This window comes from Burkholderia sp. AU33423 (assembly GCF_002223135.1).
Lineage (GTDB): Bacteria > Pseudomonadota > Gammaproteobacteria > Burkholderiales > Burkholderiaceae > Burkholderia > Burkholderia lata_D.
This window is the reverse complement of the sequence record NZ_NKFH01000004.1, coordinates 1,419,006-1,436,328: the sequence shown is the minus strand read 5'-3', so window position 1 is coordinate 1,436,328 and position 17,323 is coordinate 1,419,006. Positions and strand designations below refer to the sequence as shown.

Annotated in this window: 12 protein-coding genes; 4 read left to right on the top strand and 8 right to left on the bottom strand. The window is 67.3% G+C overall.

All coding sequences use genetic code 11. From position 1 onward, the window contains the following. The first annotated feature begins 360 nt into the window (after nucleotides 1–360). From CFB50_RS09340 to CFB50_RS09325, 3 genes are all read left to right on the top strand, one after another. Complete coding sequence (locus CFB50_RS09340; RefSeq protein WP_089445663.1) at nucleotides 361–1,509, top strand: RNA ligase RtcB family protein; 1,149 nt, start codon at nucleotides 361–363, stop codon at nucleotides 1,507–1,509. Then, the gene (gene prfH, locus CFB50_RS09335; RefSeq protein WP_306426973.1) at nucleotides 1,509–2,117 is read left to right on the top strand and encodes a peptide chain release factor H; all 609 of its coding nucleotides are present in this window, start codon (nucleotides 1,509–1,511) and stop codon (nucleotides 2,115–2,117) included. The genes CFB50_RS09340 and prfH overlap by 1 nt, the downstream gene beginning before the upstream one ends. A 382-nt stretch (nucleotides 2,118–2,499) precedes the next feature. Continuing rightward, nucleotides 2,500–3,960 carry an MFS transporter gene (locus tag CFB50_RS09325; RefSeq protein ID WP_089445660.1) on the top strand — a complete coding sequence of 487 codons (1,461 nt, stop codon included), beginning with the start codon at nucleotides 2,500–2,502 and terminating at the stop codon, nucleotides 3,958–3,960. A 541-nt stretch (nucleotides 3,961–4,501) separates the two neighbouring features. Here the strand turns inward: CFB50_RS09325 and CFB50_RS09315 are convergent. From CFB50_RS09315 to CFB50_RS09295, 5 genes are all read right to left on the bottom strand, one after another. Then, nucleotides 4,502–5,395 carry a LysR family transcriptional regulator gene (locus tag CFB50_RS09315; RefSeq protein ID WP_059495960.1) on the bottom strand — a complete coding sequence of 298 codons (894 nt, stop codon included), beginning with the start codon at nucleotides 5,393–5,395 and terminating at the stop codon, nucleotides 4,502–4,504. Nucleotides 5,396–5,455: 60 nt separating this feature from the next. After that, complete coding sequence (locus tag CFB50_RS09310) at nucleotides 5,456–6,319, bottom strand: alpha/beta hydrolase (RefSeq protein WP_089445658.1); 864 nt, start codon at nucleotides 6,317–6,319, stop codon at nucleotides 5,456–5,458. Between the two features lie 186 nt (nucleotides 6,320–6,505). After that, nucleotides 6,506–6,889, bottom strand: coding sequence for a VOC family protein (locus tag CFB50_RS09305; RefSeq protein ID WP_089445657.1), 384 nt, complete (start codon nucleotides 6,887–6,889; stop codon nucleotides 6,506–6,508). A 22-nt stretch (nucleotides 6,890–6,911) separates the two neighbouring features. Next, nucleotides 6,912–7,874, bottom strand: a complete 963-nt coding sequence (locus tag CFB50_RS09300; protein WP_089445656.1) for a hydroxymethylglutaryl-CoA lyase — start codon at nucleotides 7,872–7,874, stop codon at nucleotides 6,912–6,914. 24 nt (nucleotides 7,875–7,898) lie between these two features. Beyond that, nucleotides 7,899–9,089 (bottom strand): CaiB/BaiF CoA transferase family protein, encoded by a 1,191-nt coding sequence (locus CFB50_RS09295; RefSeq protein ID WP_089446077.1) that lies wholly within the window; start codon nucleotides 9,087–9,089, stop codon nucleotides 7,899–7,901. 250 nt (nucleotides 9,090–9,339) lie between these two features. On the opposite strand from CFB50_RS09295, the gene CFB50_RS09290 reads away from it, so the two are divergent. Then, complete coding sequence (locus CFB50_RS09290) at nucleotides 9,340–10,305, top strand: D-2-hydroxyacid dehydrogenase (protein ID WP_089445655.1); 966 nt, start codon at nucleotides 9,340–9,342, stop codon at nucleotides 10,303–10,305. Nucleotides 10,306–10,593: 288 nt separating this feature from the next. Here CFB50_RS09290 and CFB50_RS09285 read toward each other — a convergent pair whose 3' ends face one another. The 3 genes from CFB50_RS09285 to CFB50_RS09275 form a co-directional block, all read right to left on the bottom strand. Continuing rightward, complete coding sequence (locus tag CFB50_RS09285; protein WP_006497261.1) at nucleotides 10,594–10,806, bottom strand: hypothetical protein; 213 nt, start codon at nucleotides 10,804–10,806, stop codon at nucleotides 10,594–10,596. 137 nt (nucleotides 10,807–10,943) lie between these two features. After that, a complete protein-coding gene (locus CFB50_RS09280) occupies nucleotides 10,944–13,526 on the bottom strand; it encodes an EAL domain-containing protein (RefSeq protein ID WP_089445654.1) in 2,583 nt (860 codons plus the stop codon). A 64-nt stretch (nucleotides 13,527–13,590) separates the two neighbouring features. Further along, nucleotides 13,591–17,280 carry a response regulator gene (locus CFB50_RS09275; RefSeq protein ID WP_089445653.1) on the bottom strand — a complete coding sequence of 1,230 codons (3,690 nt, stop codon included), beginning with the start codon at nucleotides 17,278–17,280 and terminating at the stop codon, nucleotides 13,591–13,593. Nucleotides 17,281–17,323: the final 43 nt, after the last annotated feature.

Here is a 17,323-nt window from a genome sequence, read left to right as displayed (position 1 = left end):
GTGTGTTTTTCGCCACATCGAACGGTGATTCGATGGGCAACGCCACGCCACCCGCTTGCTGCGCCGGTCGCGCGCATGCTAGAGTCGCCGCCATTCCGATCAACCCCTCACTCGCAAGGAGAAAAAATCATGACGTCACGCCAGCACTCCTCCCGTCGCGGGTCGTAGTTCGGGTTTTTCGCGTCCGTTCGTTTCATCGTTCACGCCAAGCAGCACCACGTATCGCCGTCACGGCGATGAACCGGGTCGTTCCGATCCGGTCGTGCCGCCCTCTTCCCGACTTCCGATGTCGGGCAGCGCATGTGTGCGCTGCCTGCGCCATGGCCCGCCGTTCTTCCTTTTCATCGAACGGAAACCTCCATGGGCAATTCCATGCAATACCTGGGCGAGCGCATCACGTTGTGCGCTTGCGCCACCACCTGGATCGAAGGTGAGGCCATCCGGCAGCTCGAACACGCTGCCACCCTCCCCGGCATGCGGCGCGTCGCCGGCATGCCCGATCTTCACCCCGGACGCGGCTACCCGGTGGGCGCCGCGTTCTTCTCGACGGGCCGGCTATATCCGGCTCTGATCGGCGGCGATATCGGCTGCGGGATGGCGCTGTGGCAAACCGCGCTCGATGCGCGGCGCGCCAGTGCGTCGAAGCTCGCGAGCCGGCTCGGCTCGATCGACGCCACGCCCGATGCAAGCTGGCAGCCGCTCATTGCGGCCGCCGGGTTCACGGATCACGCGTACGCGGCATCGCTCGGCACGATCGGCAGCGGCAATCATTTCGCGGAAGCGCAGCGGATCGACGCGGTGTACGACACCGATGCCGTCGTGGCGCTCGGCCTCGATCCCGATCGCCTGCTGCTGCTCGTGCATAGCGGATCGCGCGGCTTCGGCCAGTCGATCCTCGAGCAGCACATGCGCGAGCACGGCTACAACGGCCTCGACGATACGGATGCCGCGTGCACGGCGTACCTCGCGCGTCACGACGCGGCATTGCGCTACGCGATCGCGAATCGCGACCTGATCGCGCGGCGCATGCTGGCGCGCTGGCGCACCGACGGCCGGTGCGTGCTCGACGTGAACCACAACCTGGTGAGCCGCGCGAGCGTCGACGGCGAGCCGGGCTGGCTGCATCGCAAAGGTGCGACGCCGGCCGACGCGGGGCCGGTCGTCATTCCCGGATCGCGCGGCGACTACAGCTACCTCGTCGCGCCGGTGCGGTCGGACGATGCGGCCAGCCTGGCGTCGCTGGCGCACGGTGCGGGCCGCAAGTGGGCCCGCGGCGATTGCAAGGGGCGCCTCGAACGGCGCTTCACGCCGTCTCAGCTCACGCGCACGCCGCTCGGCAGCCACGTGATTTGCGAAGACCGCGAACTGCTGTACGAGGAAGCACCGCAGGCCTACAAGCCGATCGACAGCGTCGTCGACGCGCTCGACGCGGCCGGGCTGCTGCGCAAGCTGGCGCGGCTCGCGCCGGTGCTGACCTACAAGACGTCCGGGGAGGCTGGCCGATGCTGATGCAGATTTCTTCGGCGCATGGCCCGCTCGAGTGCCAGCTGGCCGCGGCCAATGCGTTGCGGCGCCTGCAGGCGGAAGCCGATGCGCAGCGCGTCGTCGTCACCGTGCTCGATGCGCAGCCGGGCGAACGCTCCGGCACGCTGCGCTCGGCGCTGCTCGACCTGGACGGCGAAGGCGCGCAGGCGCTCGCGGACCGCTGGACGGGCACGCTGCAATGGATTTGCGCGAGCCCGTACCGGTTGCGCCATCCGCGCAAGAACTGGTTCATCGGTGTTACGCGCTGTGCCGACGCGCAGCCGCTGCCGGACGGCGATGTGCGGTTCGAAGCGATGCGCGCGCGCGGGCCGGGCGGCCAGCACGTGAACAAGACGAGCTCCGCGATTCGTGCGACCCATGTCGCGACCGGCCTGTCGGTGCGCGTGGAAAGCGAGCGCAGCCAGCACGCGAACAAGCGCCTGGCGCTGCAGTTGCTGCAGGTTCGACTGCAGCAGGAAGCCGACCGTCACGCGTCCGATGCGCGCCGGCAGCGGCGGATGCAGCACTTTGCGCTGGAGCGCGGCAACCCCGTGCGCGTGTTTTACGGGGCGGCGTTCGTGCCGGCTGACTAAGCACGAACGCCTGGCCGCCGGCGGTTTTCGCACCGGCGGCCAGGCCATCGGCCTCATGGTTTTCCCGGCCTGCGGGTTGCGCGAGCGCGCAATCGGCTCCGGTGCATGACCGCGCGCCAGGCAGGCTGCACGGGCCTGCCGCGTGCATGCCGGCTGCCGCGTGTTCCGCACCCTTTCTGCGCAGGAAAGGACGCTTGAGACATCCGCAATTATCACGTGCCGCGGATTTGCCCACCATGTGTCGGACGATCGGTACAGCCCGCCTGTCCGGCCCCTTCACCGGCCTTGCGGTACCTGCCGCCACGTCGTGCGACCGGATGCATCGCGCCGGTCGCGAACGGCCGGGCCTCGCGCCACGGCGTATCGATAATCAGGAGACACGATGAACAGCCATTCCCTCGATCTCGGCGGCAACGCGGGCGGACCCGCGTCCGCACGACCGCCGGCCGCTGCCGGCGTCGGCGCCGATGCGTCGGCCCTCCCCGCCCGCCGCGTCACGCTCGGCGATTTCATGGACGACCTGCCCGTCGGCGCGTTGCACCGGTTCGTCGTCTGGGTGATCGGCATCGGGCTGTTCTTCGACATGTACGAGATTTTCCTCGTCAGCACGATCGGTTCCGCGTTGCAGAACGAATACGGGCTGAGCCGGCAGAGCACCGATTTCAAGCTGCTGCTCGCATCGGCGTTCATCGGCATGTTCTTCGGCGCGATGTGCCTCGGCAGCCTCGCCGACCGCATCGGCCGGCGCAAGGCGTTCCTGCTGACGCTCACGTGGTACAGCGCGTTCTCGCTGGTCGGTGCGTTTTCGGTGAATGCCGACATGCTCGTCGCGTGCCGGTTCCTGACCGGCATCGGCGTCGGCGCAATCTATCCGGTTGCCGACAGCTTCCTGTCCGAGATCCTGCCGAAGGAAAAGCGCGGGCGGCTCGCCGCGTGGGCCTATACGACTTCCTATGTCGCGGTACCGCTCGTCGGGTTCCTCGCGCTGTGGCTGAACCCGTTGCATGTGGGCGGCGTGGCCGGCTGGCGCATCATTCTCGCGATCGGCAGCCTCGGCGCCGTGTACGTACTGCTCGTCCAGCACCGGCTGCCGGAGAGCCCGCGCTGGCTGCTCGCGCAGGGTCGCACCGCCGACGCGCATGCGGCATTGCGGCGCTTCGCGGAAGGCACCGGTGTGCGCGTGCCCGAGCAGTTCGCGGAGCCGGTCGAGCCGCAACGGCCGCTCGGGCTTGGCGAGCGCATCGCGCTGCTGCGGCGCGAACCGTACGGCGCGCGCTACGTGATGCTCGCGATCTTTCACCTGTTTCAGGGCTTCGGCTATTACGGGTTCGGTACGCTGGCCGGCACGGTCGTGAAAAGTCGCGGCTTCGACGTGACGGACAGCACGCTGTTCATCGCGCTGTCGTTCGTCGGCTATCCGGTCGGCTCGCTGCTGTCGATTCCGCTGCTCAACTGGATCGAGCGTCGCACGCTCGTGATCGTGTCGATCCTGTCGATCGCCGGGTTCGGGCTGTGCTTCGCGTATTCGGGCAATACCGCGTTGATCGTCGGCTTCGGATTCCTGACGACCTGCGCGTCGAACGTGTTCAGCAACGCGTATCACGTGTACCAGGCGGAGATTTTCCCGGCGCGGGTGCGCTCGACGGCGATCGGCAGTACCTATGCGCTGTCGCGGATCGTCAGCGGTGTGCTGCCGTTCGTGTTGTTGCCGGTGCTCGGCAGTTATGGCGCGGGTGCGATGTTCGGCGTGATTTCGGTAGCGCTTGGCATCGTTGCCGTCACGCTGCGTGTGCTCGGGCCGCTGACTACGCGGCGTAGTCAGGATGAGATCAATCCGGTTTGAGCGGGGGAATGCGGGGGCATGGGAGCGTGCGCCCGCATCATTTTCGATGGCTGCTGGATTTCCTGGGCGATATGTTGCCAGTCATCTGTGGTGACACGTTCGCCCGATCCCCAAAGGCGCGCTCATGAATGCGCGAGCAGGTGACGCCTCGCTACCTGCGGAACAGGAAGCCCCACATAAGGACCGTACAGAACACCAGCCCCACCCATCCCCGGAATCGGGTGATTCGAACCATTTTGGCCGACATGATGTCTTCGGTAGACATGTTGTAAAAGAATTTGTACGACCATCGCCAGGCCCTCGATCGGCAATAGAAGGCCAAGATCCGTTCCGGACGAAATGCCATGATGGCGGACATCGCGATGCCGTAAGCGACAACGACAAAGCCGGCAATAAGGCGGTAGTTCAATTCGTGCATATAGCGGCCCCGGATCCAGTTGTTGAGGGATTGGACAGAACGTTGGAAAGCGGTGCGAACGTGGACCGATGATCGTGTTTTCCGGAATCCGGGCCGAACCGGCTTTGCGCACGCAGCCCCGCCTCACCTTGCCGACATGAAATCGAACAGCTTCGCGATATCGGTCGTCAGCACGGTGCCCGCCTTCACCCCCACCCACAGCGTGCGTGTGGCCCACGCATCGTCGAGCTTCACGACCCCGAGCCGCGCCGCGCGCTCGCCGGTCACCGCATCGCGCGGCAGGATGCCGATGCCGAGCCCCGCCTCGATCATCCGGCTCACGCCGTCGAAATTCGATACCTGGATCCGCAGCTTCAGCGAGCGCTCGACCGCGAACGCCGCGTCGGTCATGCGCGCGAGCAGCGAACTGCCGTCGCTGAGCCCCACGTAGTCCTCGTCGAGCGTATCCGCGAAGCGGATGCTGTCGCGCGCGGCGAACCGGTGCGTGCGCGGCACGAGCAGCACGAGCTCGTCGCGCCGGTACAGCCGCCGTTCGATGCCGGGGGCCGGCACGTTGTCGGCGAACACGCCGAGATCGGCCTTGCCGGATGCGAGTGCGTCGACGATCTCGTGGCTCAGCCGCTCTTCGAGGCTGACCTTGATGCCCGGATTGTCGGTGAGGAACGCGGCGAGATCGGCGGGCAGGAACTGGACGATCGCGGACGTGTTGGTCCACACGTGGATGTGGCCGCGCACGCCGGCGACGTAGTCGCTCATCTCGTGCGCCATCCGGTTGACCTGCTCGATCACCTTCGCCGCATGGTCGAGCAGCGCACGGCCCGCGGGCGTCAGCTCGACGCCGCGCGCATGCCGGATGAACAGCGCACTGCCCGTCACGCTTTCGAGCTCGGCGATGCGCTTGCTGACCGCGGACAGCGTGAGCTGGCCGTGTTCGGCCGCTTTCGTCAGGCTGCCGTGCTCGGCGACGAGCGCGAACACGCGCAGCGACTGCAGATCGAAATGAAGCGGGTTCACCATGTCGTGTTTCCTGGGAGTGCCGTGCCGGCGCTTGCCGTCAACGCAGCGGCCTGACGCCGATCATACGCCCGGCCGTGTGAGCGCGAAACGGCACGCCTGGCGCGGCGCGATCGACCGTAATGCGGCAAGCATCGCACCGTCCGGCTTCGCGAGATCGTCGAGCACGTCGAAGTGCTTCATGCCGGGCAACCCGACATGGACGATCCGTTCGCCGGCCGCGTCGCACGCTGCTGCGTAGTCGCGTGCCTGCCGGACGAGTTCGGGCAGCTCCGCATCGCCGACCGCAATGACCGTCGGCGCGCCGGGCCCGACATGGCGCAACGGGCTGTACGTTTCGACTTCGTGCGCTGTGAGCTGCAGCTTGTCGTTCAGGCAGCACAGCGAGATCGGTTCGAGATCGACGAGCGGGCTGATCGCGAGTGCCGACACGACGGCCGGATGCGCGCGGTGCACGGCCGTCAGGTGGCCGCCCGCCGAATGGCCGCTCAGGTGAATCGGCCGCTTCGCCGTGCCGAGGCCGTCGGGGTCGTTCGCCAGGTAGTCGAGCAGCGCGCCGATCTCGCCGACGATGTCGGTCATCGTCGCGACCGGTGCAAGCGTGTATTCGGCGAGTATCACGTCGAAACCGCGCGCGAGCGGCCCGCTTGCCGCGTAGGCGAAATCCTCTTTCGCGCAGTGCTGCCAGTAGCCGCCATGAATGAACACGAACAGCGGCGCATCGGGCTGACCACACGACAGCCAGTCGAAACGCTGCGCGGGTTGCGCGCCGTAACGCAGGTCGCGCCTGACGGACGCGGCTTCATAGAGCGTTGCGCTGCGCGCCTGCATCGACGCCAGCAATGCAGGGAAATCGGGCACTACCTTCGTGTTCAGATAGGCGGCGTCGAGCGCCGCGCGGTCCATGCCGCGATAGAGGATCGTCATCGTGAATTGCCTGGGTCGGGTTGCGGAAGCGCGGACGCAAGCGTTGCGTCCGGTGCGAAGGCGGCTTCTCAGTCGCCGATGCCTGCATTATCCGCAGCGCGGCACGGGCCGGCTATCCGGAATCGGCGAGCGCGGAAACCGGCTGTCCGTTTTCGGCGGGAGATCGGCGCGGCTGTGCGCCGGCACTCAGATCAACTCGGAGATCTCGATCAGGTTCAGGTCGGGATCGCGCACGTAGACCGACCGGATCTTCTGCGTCGCGCCCGTGCGCTCGACGGGCCCTTCGACGATCGGCCAATCGACGCGCTTCAGGTGTGCGATCACGTCGTCGAGCGGTACCGACGCGATGAAGCACAGATCGAGCGCGCCGGGCACCGGCACATGCGCTTTCGGCTCGAACTCCGCGCCGCGAACGTGCAGGTTGATCTTCTGGTTGCCGAAGCGGAATGCGATCCGGCCCGCGCCGAAGGTTTCGAGCTGCATCTGCAGCACCTCGGTGTAGAAATGCCTGGTCCGGTCGGGATCGACGCAGGTCAGCACGAGATGGTCGAGGTGGTCGATCAGCGCCATGAGGTTCGCTCCTGTTCGTGGTTCATGAGAACGCGCGTTGCGCGGGCATGTCGCCGGCGTCCGCGCGCGGCGGCAGATGAAGGTCCGAGCGGCGCCCGGCCTTCAGGATCTGGCTCGGCACGTCATGCCCGATCAGCGCGGGCAGCCGTGCCGACGCGGCCAGCACCGCCGCGAGATCGATGCCCGTATCGTAGCCGTCGAGTTCGAGCATGTGCACGAGTTCTTCGGTGCACGTGTTGCCGGTCGCGCCCGGCGCGTACGGGCAGCCGCCGAGCCCGCCGAGCGACGCGTCGAAGCGGTCGATCCCGGCGTCGAGCGCCGCGAGTGTATTCGCGAGCGCCATCCCGCGCGTGTTGTGGAAGTGCAGCGTGAGCTGCAGCGCGCCGAAGCGCTCGCGGGCCCGTGCCGACAGGTCGCGCACTTGCGACGGAAACGCCATGCCGGTCGTATCGCACAGCGTGAAGCCGTGCACGCCGAGATCCGCGAAGCGCTGCATCCATGCGAGCACGCCTTCGGCCGGTACGTCCCCTTCCATCGGGCAGCCCATCGCGGTCGACAGCGACACGTTGATCGCGACGCCCGTGCCGCGTACCGCGTCGATCACGTCGCGCAACTGCGCGAACGATTGCTCGCGTGTCATCCGCAGGTTCGCGCGGTTGTGGCTTTCGCTCATCGACATCACGAGGTTCACTTCGTCGACGCCGCACGACAGTGCGCGCTCCGCGCCGCGCACGTTCGGCACGAGCACCGTATAGACCACACCCGATGCACGCGTGATGCCACGCATCACGGCCTCCGCGTCGCGCAACGCGGGGATCGCTTTCGGCGACGTGAACGACGTGACCTCGATCTTCGCGTAGCCGCACGCGCTCAGCGCGTCGACGAGTGCGATCTTGTCGTCGGTGTCGACGAATGCCGCTTCGTTCTGGAAACCGTCGCGGGTCGCGACTTCGTGGAGGTAGAGGCGTTTGCGTTGGCTGCTCATGTTGTCTGCTCCTGTTTCCGCATCTCAGATCACGCCGCGCGTGCGCCAGTCGCCGCGCGTCGCTTCATCGATACCGAGCGATTCGAGTACCGCGTCGGTATCCGCGCCGAGCGCGGGCGCCGCGTGTTCGATGCGCCCGGGCGTCGCACCGAGCTTCGGCACGATGCCTGGCACGAGCACCGGCGTACCGTCGGGCAGCGCGGCATCGACGAGCATGTCGCGTGCGCGGTAATGCGGGTCGGCCGCGATGTCGGCCACGTCGTAGATGCGTCCAGACGGAATGCGTGCTTCGTTCAGCGCGGCCAGCACGGCGTCGAGATCGTGCCGCGCGCTCCATTCGCCGATTGCCGCGTCGATGCGCTCGACCTGCGCGACGCGCCCGTCGTTGTGCGCGAGCGCGGGATCGTTGCCGAGATCGGGCCGGCCGATCAGCTCCATCAGGCGCCGGAAGATGCTGTCGCCATTGCCGGCGATCAGCGCGTACTTGCCGTCGCGGCAGCGGTACGCGTTGGTCGGCGCGATGCCGGGCAGGCTGCTGCCGGCCGCCTCGCGGACGGCGCCGAACGCCGAGTATTCGGGCAGCAGGCTTTCCATCATGTTGAAGACCGACTCGTACAGCGCGACGTCGACGACCTGCCCCTTGCCGCCCTGCTGCTCGCGATGCCGCAGCGCAAGCAGCACGCCGATCACGCCGTGCAGCGCCGACAGCGAATCGCCGAGCGAGATGCCGACGCGCACCGGTGTGCGGCCGGGCTCGCCGGTCAGGTGCCGCAGGCCGCCCATCGCCTCGGCGATCACGCCGAAGCCGGGGCGGTCGCGGTACGGGCCCGTCTGCCCGAAGCCCGACACGCGCAGCATCACGAGCCCCGGGTTGATCGCGGACAGCGCGTCCCAGCCGAGCCCCCAGCCCTCGAGCGTGCCGGGCCGGAAGTTCTCGATCAGCACGTCGGTCTCGGCCACGAGGCGGCGCACGACGTCCTGCCCTTCGGGCGTGCGCAGGTCGAGCGTGAGCGAGGTCTTGTTGCGCGACTGCGCGGCCCACCAGACCGACGTGCCTTCATGCAGCAGCCGCCATTTGCGCAGCGGATCGCCGAGCCCGGGCGGCTCGACCTTGAGCACGTCGGCGCCGAATTCGGCGAGCATCCGGCCCGCGAACGGCCCGGCGATCAGTTGGCCGAGTTCCAGCACGCGGATGCCGTCCAGGGGGCGTGTCATGGCTGTCTCCGATGAAATCGTGTTGTCGATGAAGGTGATCATGACGACCTTCGCGCCCGGCGAAAATCGATCGATGCTCAACCAGCCTTTCCGTTTTGGAAAGGCGCGCGTCACGCCCTTCGCGCGGGCGTTGCGTCAGCCTTTCCATCCGGGAAAGCGCGCTCGCGCAACGGTCAAACGACGCCACGCGCGCCGCCGGCAGAATCGAACCCGTTCCGCGCCCGCCGGGCGCCTGTCAGCGAGACTCGCCATGTTTTCTGTTTCCTCCCCCGCGACGATCGTGTTTCTCGATCGCGCCACGCTGTCGCCGCACACCGTGCTGAAGCCGTTTCCGTTCCCGCACGCGTTGCGCACGTTCGACCGGACGGCCGCGCACGAGATTGCCGCGCGCATCGGCGACGCGGACATCGTCGTGACCAACAAGGTGCGGCTCGACGCGGCAACGCTCGCCGATGCACGGCGCCTGCGGATGATCGCGATCGCCGCGACGGGCACCGACATCGTCGATCTCGACGCGTGCGCGGCGCGGGGCATCGTCGTGAGCAATATTCGTGGGTATGCGGTCCGCACGGTGCCCGAGCACACGTTCGCGCTGATCTTCGCGCTGCGCCGCAGCCTCGTCGCGTACCGCGACGCGGTGCGTGCGGGGCGCTGGCTCGACAGCGGGCAGTTCTGCTTTTTCGATCATCCGATTCGCGACCTGGCCGGCTCGACGATCGGGATCGTCGGCGACGGCGTGCTCGGGCGCGCGGTGGCCGGCATCGCCCGCGCGCTCGACATGCGGGTGCGGTTCGCGGCGCACGGCGATGCGGCAGGAGACGACTACGCGCCGCTCGACACGCTGCTGCGAGACAGCGACGTGATCACGCTGCACTGCCCGCTCACGCCGGCGACGTGGCACGTGATCGATGCGGCCGCGTTCGCGCGGATGACGCGCCGGCCGCTGCTGATCAATACCGCGCGCGGCGGGCTCGTGGATGAAAGCGCGCTCGTCGATGCGTTGCAGTCGGGGCAGATCGCAGGCGCGGGGTTCGACGTGGTCACGCAGGAGCCGCTGCCGGCCGCTCATCCGTTCCACGCGATCCTGTCGCATCCGGCATTCATCCTGACGCCGCACGTCGCGTGGGCGAGCGACGAAGCGATGCAGGCGCTCGCCGATCAGCTCGTGGAAAACGTCGCCGCGTTCGTGGGTGGCGCGCCGCGGCACGTGGTGTGACGCGCGTGGCGCATGGCGTAACGGAAGGTGATTTGAACCGCGCAAACAGAACGGCCCCGCTCGATGGCTCGAAGCGGGGCCGGCTGAATTCGGGGGCTGCTTACGCCAGCGACTCGGCACGTTACGGGTTCGTGCATCCGCCCTATCTTGCGGCCGGTTTCTGAATGCCTGAAGGGCTCTACTTTAAGGAATCCAGACGGCCAACGGTATAGGACGAGTCCGAAACTGAATGGGACGAATTCTGGAAACGTCCGTTTCGATAGCAGCGCACCGCTATCGACGCGAATTTCAGTAAGCAGACATCTCGACGCAAGGATCGACCTTGGACGGCGAGCAGATGACCGAGTACTTGGCGCTCTCGCGCATCAGCGCTTCGCCTTCGTGCAGTGCGATCTTGATCTCGGGGTGACGCTCGTACGCGAGGAATGCCGAGCACACGACCGCGGACATCACGACGAGGGAAAACACAAATTTTTCAAGGGTTTGGAAACGTTCAGGCATGGTTCGACCTATCTCTCAGGCCGTGATTATATCTCGAAATAAGGGTTTTCCCTATAACCCGGGCCGCATACCGTTTATCAGCCTGGTCGTACCCTTTATGACGGCCGTCCACCCCCGCCGTTTCGCGTGGCCCTTGCTCAGGCCCGGTCGCGCGGTTCCGGCGCGCCGACGGGCCGGAGCGGCGATCGGTGCGCGCCGAGGCGCCCCGCGCCGATGCCGAGCCCGTTGTGCAGCGAGTCGTGCTCGAATCGCTGGAACGACTCGACGATGTGCTTGCGCAGCAGCGCGACATCCCACGGCTTGATCAGGAGCTTCTGGACCGATCCGTCGCCGGATGCGCTGGCGATCGATTGCCCGTCGCCGTAACCCGACAGCAGGATACGCACGATGTCCGGGTACAACGCCTTGACGCGCTGCAGCAGGTCGATTCCCGACGCGCTCGGCAAGTGGAAGTCGGACACGATGACGCCGACGCGATGCCGGGCGAGCAGGCCGAGCGCCTCGTCGGGGTCGGTCGTATCGAGGATCTCGTAGCCGTCGCGGCCCAGCGCCTGCCTGAGCATCTGCAGGGTGGCGCGATCGTCGTCCACCAGCAGCAGCGTCCGGTGCAGCAGTTCGCGCTGCCGGCAGTGTTCGGGCAGTTCCGAGCCGGCCGACAGCATGCCGGCGATTTCATCGCCGGTCACCGGATGGCTGAAGTAGTAGCCCTGCATCGAGTGGCAGCGGTGCCGGTTCAGGAACGACAGCTGTGCTTCGGTTTCGACGCCTTCGGCCACCGTCTCCATGTGCAGCGACTCCGCCATCGCGATGATCGAGCGCGTCAGCGACGCGCCTTCCGCGCTGGTGGTGACGTCGCTGAGGAACGACCGATCGATCTTGACGACATCGATCGGCAAGTCTTTCAGGTACGACAGGCTCGAATAGCCGGTGCCGAAATCATCCAGCGACAGGACGACGCCGAGCGCCTTCAGTTCGCGCAGCGTGTGTGCGATCGTATTGCAGTCCTGCATCAGTACGCTTTCGGTCAGCTCGAGTTCGAGCGAGGCCGGCGCCAGTCCCGTTTCCCGGAGCGTCTTGCGTACCATGGCGGCCACGTCCTGTTGCCGGAACTGGCACGCCGACAGGTTGACGGCGATCCGGATCGGGGGATGCCCGTCCTGTTGCCAGGCGACGGCCTGTGCGCACGCGGTGCGCAGCACCCACTCTCCGATCGGCAGAATCAGTCCGGATTCCTCGGCGATCGGGATGAAGCGGTCCGGCGGAATGATGCCGATTCCCGGGCGTCGCCATCGAATCAGCGCCTCGACCCCGCTGATCTGGCCGGTCTTGAGATCGACCTTCGGCTGGTAGTACAGCTCGAGTTCGCCGTTTGCGACGGCCCGGTGCAGTGCGTTTTCCAGGATGGTCTGCTCTTCCACGCGCGCACCCAGTTCGCGGGTATAGAAGCTGTAGCAGTTGCGCCCGTGTTCCTTCGCGCAGTACAGCGCGGCATCGGCCGTTTTCAGCAGCGCCTCCGCGTTCGTGCCGTCGGTCGGACAGAGGCTCACGCCGACGCTGGTCGTCACGTGCAGATCGTGCCCTTCCAGCACGAACGGCGCGATGAAGGTGTCCAGGATCTTGCGGGCGATCACATCCGCATCCGATGGCGTCGACAGGTTGACCAGCATCACGACGAACTCGTCGCCGCCGAGCCGCGCGACCGTGTCGCCGTCGCGCACGGAACTCGTCAGGCGCGCGGCGACGACCCGCAGCAGCCCGTCGCCGACCGAGTGGCCGAAGCTGTCGTTGACGTGCTTGAAACGGTCCAGGTCGAGCACCATCACCGCGATCAGCTGCCCGGTGCGTCTCGCCTGCGACATCGCCTGCTCCATCCGGTCGCCGAGCAGGTTGCGGTTGGGCAGGCCGGTGAGCGCATCGTGGTTGGCCAGGTATTCGATACGCCCCTGCTGCATCTTGCGCTCGGTGATGTCCTGAACGATGCCGCGCAGGATGATCGCGTGGTTCGGATCGCGCCCGGACTCCGCCTGGTGCAGCACGTAGCGCTCGGTGCCGTCCTCGTGAATCAGTCGATGCTCGAGCGAGAATGCGACACCCTCGGTGCGCAGGCTCGTGTACGACTGCACGAGCAGCGGCTGCTCGTCGGCCGGAACGGCTTGCACCAGCCGCTCGAACGTCGGCGGCGCGCGCGTGGCGTCGAGCCCGAGAATCCGGTACAGCTCCGGCGACCAGTAGCCGTCCGTGCGCCCGGCCTGGTACTCCCAGTTGCCCAGGTGCGCGAGCGCCTGCGCGTGCGTGAGGCTGACCTCGGTCGTCGCCAGTTTTTCGACGGCAGCGGCGGCGCGCAGCAGATACCGGATCCGGTAGCCCAGCAGCTTCCACCGCATCGGCTTGGACACGAAGTCGGTCGCGCCGGCATCGAACGCGCTGGCGATCGATTCGTCGTCGTCGTTGCCCGTGAGCATCACGATCGGCACGCGGCGACCTTCCGGCAAGGCGCGCAGCGCGCGGCAACAGTCGAAGCCGTCGCCGCCGGGCATTTCGACATCGAGCAGCACGACGGCGGGGCGACAACGCAGGAACGCGTCGATGCCCTCCTGCGGCCCCGTCGCCTCCTCGACGCGGAAACCTTCGGGCTCGAGCGTTTCCACGACCAGCAGGCGCGTCATTGCATCGTCATCGATGATCAGAATCGCCGGCAAATCGGCATTGTCCTGGTTCACGACCGTCCTCCTGTTTGCGCCGACGCGCGATCGCCGCGGCGACCGGCCGGCGATCGTTCAAGCTTCAACCGTCCACGCGCTCGGCGATCAGCGCGGCGTGCGCGTGCCCGAATTCCGTATCCGTGCCGGCGACGAGCGTCTCTGCGGCGCTCACGTCGGCAGCGCGCGCCAGACGCTCGATCTCGCGGCAGCGGGCTGACAGCAGGTGCGCGCCGACGTTCGCGCTGCTCGATTTCAGCGTATGGGCGGCCAGCTTCAGCGCATCGGCGTCACCTGCTTCGACCGCTGCGTGCATGTCGCGGATCAGCCGCGGCGCGTCCGCCGTGAATTGATCGATGATCCGGGTCAGCACATCCGGGCGGCCGGGCCGCTGGAGCGCGCGCAATGCATCGAGCGCCTTGCGGTCGATCACGCCGGCGTCCTCGTCCGGACCGGCGGCCGCCGTCTCGCTCGCGCCGGGCGTCGCCTGCGTGCCCGTTTCGATGTCGACCGGCGCCCCTGCCTCATCGCTCTTGGCGGCCGGCACGCTTGCGTCGGCGCGAACATGGCGCGCGAGCATCCGCAGCAGCGCATCGCGGTGGAACGGCTTGCCGAGATAGTCGTCCATGCCGGCGGCCAGGCAGCGTTCGCGGTCGCCGCTGAGCGCATTGGCCGTCAACGCAATGACCGGCATGCGCGGCGCGCCGGCTTCGGCTTCGCGCCGTCGCAGCCGCCGCGTGGCCTCGAAGCCGTCCAGCAGCGGCATCTGGCAGTCCATCAGAACCACGTCGAAGGCGTCGTCGTCCAGCATTTTCAACGCCTGCTCGCCGTCGTCGGCCACGGCGACCCGATAGTCGGTGTCCTCCAGCATCGCGAGCGCGATCTGCTGGTTGACCGCGTTGTCCTCGACCAGCAGCACACGCGCGGGGATTGCGTCGAGTGGCCTGTCCGGGTCCGGCCCGGCTTCATCGGCCGCCGGCGGCATGCGGTGCGGCATCACCTGCATCGTCGATGCGATCGCCGAATAAAGGTCGGCGCCATGCAGCGGCTTCGTCAGTCGCGCGGCGATGTCGAGTTCGCGCGCGACCTGGACGCTGTCCATCATCTCGAACGCGGTCAGCGTGATGATCCTGAGCGCACGCAGCGACGGATCATGGCGGATGTGCTGCACGAGCGAGATGCCGTCCATGCCGGGCATCCGGACGTCGACGATCGCGAGGTCGAACGGCGAACCGTCGGCGACGGCCGCGCGCAACTGCGACAGCGCGTCGTCGCCGCCGATCGCCGTGGCCACGCACAGCTGCCATTCGATCGCGTGCTCGAGCAACACGCTGCGATCGGTCTCGCTGTCGTCCACGATCAGCACCTTCAGGCCCGCGAGCGACGATCTCGCATGCGCCGCGATGCCGCCCCCGCCGGATGCCGGCTCGAACCGCATCGTCACGGTAAATACCGAGCCCTTTCCCGGCGTCGAGTCGAGCGCGAGCGAGCCGCCCATCATCTCGGCCAACTGCCGGGCAATCACGAGCCCCAGGCCGGTCCCGCCGTATTTGCGTGCGATCGAGCTGTCGGCCTGCTGGAACGGCTGGAACAACTGCGCGGACACATCGGGCGCGATGCCGATGCCGCTGTCGGCGATCACGAACACGATGCGACCGTCTTCCGCATACGATGCGCTCAGCTCGACGTGCCCGTGCTCGGTGAACTTGATCGCATTGCCCATCAGGTTCGTCAGGACCTGCCGCAGGCGCACCGGGTCGCCGCGCATCCATTCCGGAACGTTGGCGGCGCGCCGGTACACGAGCGCGAGTGCCTTGCGTCCTGCGTTCGGCTCCAGCAGGGCGACGACATCGTCGAGCAATTGATGCAGGTTGAAATCGATGCGCTCCAGCGTCAGCTTGCCGGCCTCGATCTTCGAAAAATCGAGAATGTCGTCGATGATGACGAGCAGCGTCTGCCCGGATCGATACACGGTGTCGACAAACTTGCGTTGCCTCGACGTCAGCCGCGTGCGCTGCAGCAGTTCGGTCATGCCGAGCACGCCGTTCATCGGCGTGCGGATCTCGTGGCTCATCCTCGCGAGAAATTCCGATTTCGCCGAGTTCGCGGCTTCGGCCGTCGCGATCGCCGCCTGCAGATCGACATCGCGCCGCTCGATTTCGTCGAGCATCATGTTGAAGCCGGCGATCAGGGCCGCGACTTCGTCGCGGCCTTTGTGGGCCATGCGCAGCGACAGATCGTTGCCGTGGCGGATGCGCGCCATCGTGCGCGTCAGGTTCGACAGCGGGCGGGCGATCGACGTGCCGAGACGATGGCTGGTCACGAGGCCGCCGATCGCGAGCAGGAACGATACCGCCACGATCATCAGGAACGCGCTCGTCACGGCCCGGTAGACGTCGGATACGACGGCGCGCTGCTGCAGATCGACGCGTACGGCCTGCTGTTCCGAGTAGGCCGCGAGGCGATTCGCGGTCGTGTCGACGTCCGCGACGATGCGCTGCATGGCCAAGTCGTTGGACAGCACGTCCGACTTCACCGCGAGGATGCGACGGGCGGATCCGGCCAGTTCCGTCGCCAGCGCAGCCACTTCCCGTGCGCGGCTCGCGCTGCCGAGCCGGTCTGCGACGAGCGCATCGCGCAAGGCGGCGGCGGATGTGGCGAGCGCGCCGATATTCTTGCGCACGCCTTCGCCGCGCTCGATGCGGTCGGTGCCTTCGCTCTGCGCGACCGCACGCAGGTCGGCCGCGAGTTCCTTGATTCCGCCATTGACGACGGTCGACAGTGACGCGATCCGTACCGCCCGGCGCTGGAATGCGACGGCTTCGTCGAGTCGATGTCGTGCATCGACGATTCGCAGCGCGAACGGATCCGCGATCTCCGCCAGCGTCACGTCGAGTGCATCGAGCGACTGCAGGACCCGCTCCTCTTTCGCGCGGTAGCGTGCCGCGACGGGCGGCGCCGCGAACATGCCGCCGCGCAGCGCGAGCAGACCGTCGTTGCCGTCGAGGATGTCGGCCGCCAGGCGCCCGAGCGCGTTCGCCGCACCCTGCGCCGCGGTGCCGTCGAGGTTCGGCGCCGCGGTCGAGAGTGCATTGCTCGCGCCGTCGAGCGACGCCTGCATGCGTTCCCGCAGCGGCGCGAGCCGGTATCGGTTCGGTGCGACGTCGACGCGACCGGCAAGGGTGATGATGTCCTTGACGTTCAGGCGGACCTGGTCGAGCGCATGAATCGTCCGGTTGTAGGCGGAATTGGCCGCAAGCGCACTGCTCACCGCGGCATCGGCTTCGTGGTCGAGCTGCTCGGTCTCCTTGGCGACCTCGCTCAGCAGCCTGGCGCCGCGTGCCTGGACGCGTTCGATGAACTGGCGTTCGGCGACGAGCTGCGCGTCGCTCCGCAGGCGCTTCTCGACGCCTTCGTTCATCGACGCGAGCATCGTCCGGATATCGGCGGACGGCTCGTCGATCCCGTGCCCGTCGATCGCGCGCACGGCGGTCGTAATGTCGGCGATCCGCTGCAATTGCGTTTCGATCTCCGACGACGACTGCTCGCGCTCCGACGCGTCCCGGGCCCGTTCGAGCCGGCCGAAATCGACCGCCAGTTCCGCGTACGCACGCTCCAGTTCGTTGCTGCGCACCTGCTGCGGAATCGATTCCGTCGTCAGCATGCGCACACCGGATGCAATGCCGTGCACGGCGGTCAGGCTCGTCAGGGAAGTCGCCACCGCGCCGAGCAGCATCAGGCCGGTGCTGGTGACGAGTTTCGCCTTGATGTCCATGCAGCCCTCCAGGATCGGGATGGCCTGCCCGCGGCCATCCGGT